General features: G+C 50.8%; 7 protein-coding genes and 1 pseudogene. 4 read left to right on the forward strand and 4 right to left on the reverse strand.

What is annotated here, in order from left to right; genetic code table 11:
- Together POG22_RS15315 and POG22_RS15320 are read right to left on the reverse strand one after the other, a co-directional pair.
- A pseudogene (locus POG22_RS15315) lies at positions 1–482 on the reverse strand (IS1 family transposase); the annotation flags it as partial.
- Between the two features lie 252 nt (positions 483–734).
- Positions 735–2,045, reverse strand: coding sequence for a homoserine dehydrogenase (locus tag POG22_RS15320; protein WP_498906208.1), 1,311 nt, complete (start codon positions 2,043–2,045; stop codon positions 735–737).
- Positions 2,046–2,352: 307 nt separating this feature from the next.
- Here POG22_RS15320 and upp point away from each other — a divergent pair, with 307 nt between their 5' ends.
- The 3 genes from upp (at position 2,353) to POG22_RS15335 (ending at position 3,824) form a co-directional block, all read left to right on the forward strand.
- The gene (upp, locus tag POG22_RS15325; protein WP_498906209.1) at positions 2,353–3,009 is read left to right on the forward strand and encodes a uracil phosphoribosyltransferase; all 657 of its coding nucleotides are present in this window, start codon (positions 2,353–2,355) and stop codon (positions 3,007–3,009) included.
- Between the two features lie 92 nt (positions 3,010–3,101).
- Positions 3,102–3,425, forward strand: coding sequence for a ssl2009 family thylakoid membrane protein (locus POG22_RS15330; RefSeq protein WP_017662676.1), 324 nt, complete (start codon positions 3,102–3,104; stop codon positions 3,423–3,425).
- Between the two features lie 120 nt (positions 3,426–3,545).
- Positions 3,546–3,824, forward strand: coding sequence for a YggT family protein (locus tag POG22_RS15335; RefSeq protein ID WP_017662674.1), 279 nt, complete (start codon positions 3,546–3,548; stop codon positions 3,822–3,824).
- Between the two features lie 234 nt (positions 3,825–4,058).
- Here POG22_RS15335 and POG22_RS15340 read toward each other — a convergent pair whose 3' ends face one another.
- Entirely contained in the window at positions 4,059–4,493 is a 435-nt protein-coding gene (locus tag POG22_RS15340) for a hypothetical protein (RefSeq protein WP_498906210.1), read from the reverse strand.
- Between the two features lie 207 nt (positions 4,494–4,700).
- Between POG22_RS15340 and POG22_RS15345 the strand changes: the two genes are divergently transcribed.
- A complete protein-coding gene (locus POG22_RS15345; protein WP_498906212.1) occupies positions 4,701–6,248 on the forward strand; it encodes a bifunctional aminoglycoside phosphotransferase/ATP-binding protein in 1,548 nt (515 codons plus the stop codon).
- Between the two features lie 43 nt (positions 6,249–6,291).
- Here the strand turns inward: POG22_RS15345 and POG22_RS15350 are convergent, their stop codons facing one another.
- Entirely contained in the window at positions 6,292–6,414 is a 123-nt protein-coding gene (locus tag POG22_RS15350) for a hypothetical protein (protein WP_498906214.1), read from the reverse strand.
- Between the last annotated feature and the right edge of the window lie 699 nt (positions 6,415–7,113).

Consider the following 7,113-nt stretch of genomic DNA (forward strand, 5'->3'; position numbering starts at 1 on the left):
AAACAGGAGGCAAAGATTCCCATAATTTTCGTGCCGCTTCTCGATCTCGCGCACCAATATAGACACCAACAATTTCGCGCGTCTCAGCATTTAAAGCCAGCCAAACCCACTGCTTGACTGGCTTGCGACCGACAAACGACCAGAGTTCATCCATTTGAACAATCAGTTTCCCCTTTTTTTTGGCATCACTTCAACTTTTCGAGGAACCTGTGCCAACTTCTTATTTACATAGTCTTGAAGATGTCGCATAGAAATTCTTGCAGCCCGAGAAATACCAGCTAAGAATATTTTTTCTAAAAGAAGTTGAGAGAACTCCGTTCCGCTTCGCGAACGACCAATTCCCAAGTTTCTTGAGAAATATGTTGGTATTGAGATCCCTCAACATACTGACGACCACAATCTTTGCATTTAAATCTCTGCTTTCCATAATAGGTATGGCCATTTTTGACGTGATGTTCACTTCCGCATTGAGGACAAATCATAAATGCAAACTACTATAAGCTTTTTTTATCATTACTGTATAATACCACCGGATGATGTAATAACGTTGGCTTCGCTGAATTTACCTCTGACGTCGAGCGATATTTACGCCGGAGTGGACTTTAGATTGTCGGAAGAAGGAACGGATATCAGTGAGGAAAATACGTGAAGAGTCGGGTGAATTTCCAGATCCCCGGCATCTTGGAGATGCCGGGGATCTCGCACGATCTCGCACTTTCCTTTTAACCAAACACCTACCAAACGCGAATGACTCCAGGAATTTCCTTCACGTCGTCGAGTTGGGAAATGCTGTCGAGTGCGTCGCGGAAATTGCCCTCGCGAACGTGGTGGGTGACGAGAACGATTTCGGCGAGGTTGTCTCTCATCCCAGTTTGAACCACAGACTCGAGACTGACGCCGCGATCGCCGAAACAGGTTCCCAAACTTCCGATAACGCCGGGGGAATCCTGACTTAACACCCGCACGTAAAACCGACTTACCGACTCTTCAATCGGAGCGATCGCACAGTAATGTTGGTGCGTGCTACTCAACAACGGATGGGGAATCGGTTCGGTTTCTGTCTTCAAAATCGCCGCGATGTTCATCATATCCGCAACGACGGCACTGGCGGTCGCTCCTTCCCCAGCACCGGGTCCGAAAAACATCACCTGTCCGAGGGGTTCTCCTTCGACTAAAATAGCGTTGAAGACGCCATCGACACTGGCCAACGGATGGGATTTCGGCAGCAGCGTCGGATGGACTTTCAAGGCTAACTGTTGCGGCGTGTCGGTGCTGGGATCTTCGGTTACGTCTTCTTGGGCGATCGCCAACAGCTTGATGACGAAATCCAGTTTCTCCGCGTAGGCGATATCGGCGGCGGTGACGTGGCGAATTCCCTCACAGAAGACTTCTTCGAGTTTAATGCGTCCGCCAAAGGCGATCGAGGCCAGAATGGCGATTTTGTCGGCGGCGTCTAATCCCTCTACGTCGGCGGTGGGATCGGCTTCGGCGTATCCCAGCTTTTGCGCGTCGGCGAGAACCGCCTCGAAATCTGCTCCCTCGTTCTTCATCCGCGTCAGGATGTAGTTCGTCGTTCCGTTGACGATTCCCGTGACGCGCTTGATGCGGTTGACGCCGAGGGCTTGTTTGAGGGGAGAAATTACGGGAATTCCACCGCCTACCGCCGCCTCTAGCATCACGTACACGCCTTTTTCGTTGGCGGCGGCGAAGATTTCGTCGCCGTGGCGAGACATTACTGCTTTGTTGGCGGTGACGATGTGTTTTCCGTGGGCGATCGCTTTGAGAATCCACGATCGCGCGGGTTCCACGCCGCCAATCAACTCGGCTACGATGTCGATTTCTGGATGGGTGACGATCTCGTCGAAATCAGTGGTGAGAACGGAGGGCGGAAACTGAATGGCGCGGGGCTTCTCGAGGCTTCTCACGCCCACTTTCGCGATTTCTAATTCCCGCATGAGGGGATGGCGTCCCTCTGGAGCGGTTAAAATTTTTGCCGTTCCCGTGCCAACTGTGCCTAATCCAAGTAAACCGACTTTATATGTCACTGTTCGCTGAAACGCCTCAATTCGACTAATTCGACTCACTCGTCATTTCGAGATGAAGATTTCCCGTTCGATGGGATTCGAACCGGGTCGAAACTGGAACGACTCGTGGCGGGTGTGGGAAAGTTCGCACTCGATCGCTCGTCGTGAGTCTGCAAGAATTCTACCCCAATATTGGGGTGTTGGTCGCCCGCCTCACCGCGATCGCGCCCGATTTGGCGTACTGTTCGACTAGAGATCTCGCGCTGACTCGTTAGGCTGCAAGTTAGAATAATTCGGCGTTCTTTGTCGTTTACGCTCCACTTAAATAATGTCCGAGACTTCTAAACTTCGCGTTTACGTTCCCCCCCATCCTCTAATTCAAAACTGGCTCACCCTCTCGCGGGAAGCTTCGACACCGACGCCGCTGTTTCGCACGGCGATGAAGGAATTGGGACGTTGGCTTACTTACGAAGCGATTCGGGAATGGCTCCCGGTGCAGCAAGTGACGGTAAACACGCCGTTAGCTCCCTGTGAGGGAACGATGGTGCGGTCGGACGTTCCTTTGGCGATCGTCCCCGTTTTGCGGGCGGGTTTGGCGCTTCTCGACGGGATGCAAGAGGTACTTCCGGCGTCGTCGGTGTATCACTTCGGAATGGTACGCGATGAGGAAACTTTGGAGGCTCACTGTTATCTCAACAAACTCCCCGAACGGTTTCCCAATAACACTCACGTCGTCATCAGCGAACCGATGTTGGCGACGGGGGGAACGATGACGGAAACGATGGCGCAGTTGACGCAACGGGGAATCGCGATCGAACGGGTGCGCGTGGTATCTGTCGTCGCCGCACCGCCTGCGTTACAGCGGTTGAACGAAGCTTATCCGGGGTTGGTGGTGTATACGGCTACGATCGATCCGGCGATCGACGATCGCGGGTTTATCGTTCCGGGGTTGGGGGATGCGGGCGATCGCACGTTTGGAACTTGACAACTGCAATTTGACGGCGCAACCCGTTGAATCGCTACGATCCCCGCGCGACACGGTACTCTAGAAATAGATGGAACTGGAGAGATAAGGTCATGAGCGATCGCAGTGGTTTTACAGGTGGTTTTTTGGCTGGAGCCGTCTTTGGTGGCGTTATCGGCGGTGTCGTTGGGGCGTTGCTGGCGTCTCGCCAATCCTCGAATACAACGTTAAACGACGACGATCGCCGCACCCTTCCCGCAGAGGGAACGCGGGGGGAACGTCTGGCGGGAAGTGAGGGTATGGAGTCGGCTCGACGTACCCTCGAAGATAAAATCGCGCAACTCAACGAAACCATCGACGACGTGCGCGAACAACTTCACGTTGTCAACGGCAATGCCAGAGGCGATCGCGAACCGTCACAACTCGAAGAACGTTAGCGGTTGCTCGCCGGTGGCGGTGGGTGAACCGAACCTCTTACTTGAGTGGCGATCGAGTACACTGGATAAAGTGAATTGCGAACTTCACCCTGTCCAGACACGAGTTCAACCTTTAAGATTATGTCTTCGATCGTTCTGTTGCTGACGCAAACGTTGGTTACGTTCTTAAATATTTATTTTGCTCTGCTGATTATTCGGATTCTGTTGAGCTGGTTTCCCAACGTCAACTGGTACGATCCGCCGTTCTCGATTCTCTCTCAATTAACCGATCCTTACCTCAATCTGTTTCGATCGATTATTCCTCCCTTGGGCGGTTTGGACTTTTCCCCGATCATCGCTATCTTACTGCTTCAAGTGGTTCAATCCCTGGTTCCTTCTGTCTTGATGCAGTTGGTTTAATCGGCGCTTTAATTCAGGTTGAGAAGTTTTTCCGGTTCGATCGAGGCGGCGGCTCGGTTCCGCCTCTTCTTTTTAGTTGGATTTTTATGAGTATTGTTAATGATTAAAAAATCAAGTGTATGAGCGAAATACGCCATATAACTAGAATTATATTCTAGCGCCGAAAACGGGACGGGTCAACCCCCATCGACCGAAGCCAGATGAAGGTCGAACAAAAAAATCAAAACAATTGAATTAACGGCGAACGCGCCCCGTAAAGCCAGAAGCTTTAAACTGCTCGAATTGAAGGGGGAGCGGTTGGTTTGCGGCGACTGTAATCTGTAACTCAAAATCACTGACGCCGGGGGGAACCTCATCGATCGCCCCGAGTCGCGTGCGATTGGGGAAAACGTTGTTATGGTTGGCGTCGTAGATGCGTCCGAAAATATCGGCGTTGACGACGGGTTTTCCCGATTTATTTTCCGCCTTTCCCGTGACGATAAAACAGTTCGCTGCTTGCATCGAACCGCTCACTACCGCCCCTTCCGAGAGGGCTGGCGGACATTCGTGATAAGAGAGATCGGAGAGTTCGACGGGAACCAAGGCGAAGGCGGTTGGCGTCCACAGCCAAGACAACACGACGATCGCCGCGACTTGTGCGATCGCTTTTAACTTTTGGAAGTTACCCATAGAAAATAACGTGAAGATACCGTGCGATCGTCAGTGTATCGCGAATCTGGAGGTGAGGAGATGAAAACAGTCACCAGTCACCAGTCATCAGTGATGATGAGATGATGAGATGATGAGATGATGAGATGATGAGAACTCCCCACTCTTCACTCTTCTCTCTTTCCTCTTCACTGAAAAAGCTCCCTTGCTCCCTCTCCATCAACAACTATGTCAGCCTCTCTCCCTCCTCTCGTCCAGCAAATGCTAAAACCGGAGTTTTACCCCCATCCGGTAACGCAGGCGATCGAACTGATTCAAACCCACGTCTCCTTCGTGTTGCTGACGGGAGAGTTCGTCTACAAACTCAAGAAACCTGTCGATTTCGGCTTTCTCGATTACTCGACGCTGGAGAAACGCCGACATTTTTGTCGCGAGGAACTTCGGATGAACCGACGGGGTGCGCCGGGAATCTATTTAGACGTACTTCCAATCGTTCAAAAGGGCGATCGCTTCCTTTTGGGAGACGCACCGGGAAGTGACGATGACATTGTCGAATATGCGTTGAAGATGAAGCAGTTTCCCCCGAACTGTCTGTTTGTAGATTTGCTCGATCGCGGGGAACTCACAGAACGCTTAATGGAACAGTTGGGGCGCATCGTCGCAGATTACCACGCCAACGCTCCGATTAACGAGGAAATTCTCGAATTCGGAACCGTCGAACAAATTCGCGAAGCCATCGACGACAACTATCGCTATACGGAAAACTATATCGGGCGAGTTCAGACCCAGCAACAGTTCGACGAAACCAAAGCTTACACCGATCGCACGTTCGATCGCCATCGGGATTGGTTCGAGTCGCGGGTTCGCCAGCGCAAGATTCGCGAGTGTCACGGCGACTTACACCTTCGCAACATCGCCCTCGATGGCGATCGCATCTTACTGTTTGACTGCATCGAGTTCAACAAACCCTTTCGCTTCGTCGATGTTATGTACGACGTGGCGTTTACGGTGATGGATTGCGAAGCCAGGGGAAGGCGAGATCTCGGAAACGCGTTTCTCAACACTTACATCGAACGCACGGGCGACTGGGATGGCTTGCGAGTGTTACCGTTATATCTGAGCCGTCAGGCTTACGTGCGAGCGAAAGTGACGTCGTTTCTCCTCGATGACGAGGCGGTATCGGAGGAGGAGAAAGCGAAAGCGGCGAAAACGGCGTCTGAGTATTATCGGTTGGCGTGGGAGTACACGCGATCGCATTCGGGGAAAATGTTCGTGATGTCGGGGTTGTCGGGTTCGGGGAAAAGTACCACAGCTCGTCAACTGGCGCGCCGTTTGGGGGCGATACAAGTGCGATCGGACGCGGTTCGCAAACATTTAGCGGGAATTCCCCTAGACGAACGGGGAAGCGACGAGATTTATACGTTCGAGATGAGTCGCCGCACTTACGATCGCCTGGCGGAGTTGGGGGCGATGTTGGCGAAGTTGGGATGGACGGTTATTTTAGACGCGAAGTACGATCGCCGAGAGTGGCGAAAGATGGCGTGCGATCGCGCCGAAGCCGCTTCGATTCCGGTGCAGATTCTCCACTGTACCGCACCGATGTCCGTGTTGCGCGATCGACTCGATCGCCGAACGGGAGATATCGCCGACGCCACCGCCAATTTACTCGCCAGTCAACAGGCGAAAGCGGAGGGGTTTACGGAAGACGAACTCTCGAGAGTTGTGGAAATCGACACGACGCAAAATCTCGAGATGCAGTTGGCGTCTGTTGGCTGAACCTTGTGAGGAATTTCTCGATGGGGCTTTCCTAGATCGCGTTTCAGGTAACGGGAGGAGAAGCCCGCGCCGTACCGCTTAGCGGTCGGCGTCGGGAGTACGTCACTACACGGTTTACAATGCGATCGCAGCGATCGAGATATAGCAGTCCTAAATGAGTCGTCAAAAATTAAAACACCAGAAAAAATTCGATTTTCTGTTCCCGATTCCCTTTTGCTCCCGATTTTATTACACAACTGATTTAGGGTTACTATAGGGCATCTCGATTAATTCAAAATTATTGAGAAACAGACTCGACTATCGAGAATCAGTAACGAGACTCCAAGGGGGTTCAGCCGTTGGAGTTTAAGCCAAAATCAATTTTTCGAGGTTCCCTTAAGATAAAGTTAATTGGGTGTATCTTAAAATTGCCCAAATCTTATTCTAAAAAAGCTAAATATAGTAGTTCTAAATTATTTGTGAATTCTTGATTTAGTTATAACAATCCTAGATAGGGCGATCTTTCCACGACCCATCTAGGATTGCTATAAGTTCGTCGTGCAATGAGATTACGTTGAAATTAGATTGTTTCAGCGCGTCGGTATACTCAAGCTCTCCTTAACCTGAACTGACGCTGAGATAATAAGGGTTTGAATATATGGCAAAATCATTTGAGTTGTGAACGCCTTCCGTAGTTGGGATCGCCGTTTTACAGTACTTTTAGATTACAAGAATCCATGAGTTAGTTAGGGTTTGCTGAAAAAGTTATCAAAAGCTGGGGGTGGAAAATGAACAAGAAGCCGTCTTGCTCAAGGTATAAATCTGAATTGACTTAACTCGTCCACTTTATAAGTTACAATAATATTTCTCGACAAAATTATGAAGT

It is taken from the genome of Geitlerinema sp. CS-897 (assembly GCF_028368005.1).
Lineage (GTDB): Bacteria > Cyanobacteriota > Cyanobacteriia > Cyanobacteriales > Geitlerinemataceae > Baaleninema > Baaleninema simplex.

What these genes read in the sequence shown, in the direction of transcription:
- POG22_RS15330 (WP_017662676.1), top strand. Translation starts at nt 3,102, where the DNA reads ATGAGCGATCGCAGTGGTTTTACAGGTGGTTTTTTGGCTGGAGCCGTC.
- POG22_RS15340 (WP_498906210.1), bottom strand. Translation starts at nt 4,493, where the DNA reads ATGGGTAACTTCCAAAAGTTAAAAGCGATCGCACAAGTCGCGGCGATC.
- upp (WP_498906209.1), top strand. Translation starts at nt 2,353, where the DNA reads ATGTCCGAGACTTCTAAACTTCGCGTTTACGTTCCCCCCCATCCTCTA.
- POG22_RS15335 (WP_017662674.1), top strand. Translation starts at nt 3,546, where the DNA reads ATGTCTTCGATCGTTCTGTTGCTGACGCAAACGTTGGTTACGTTCTTA.
- POG22_RS15345 (WP_498906212.1), top strand. Translation starts at nt 4,701, where the DNA reads ATGTCAGCCTCTCTCCCTCCTCTCGTCCAGCAAATGCTAAAACCGGAG.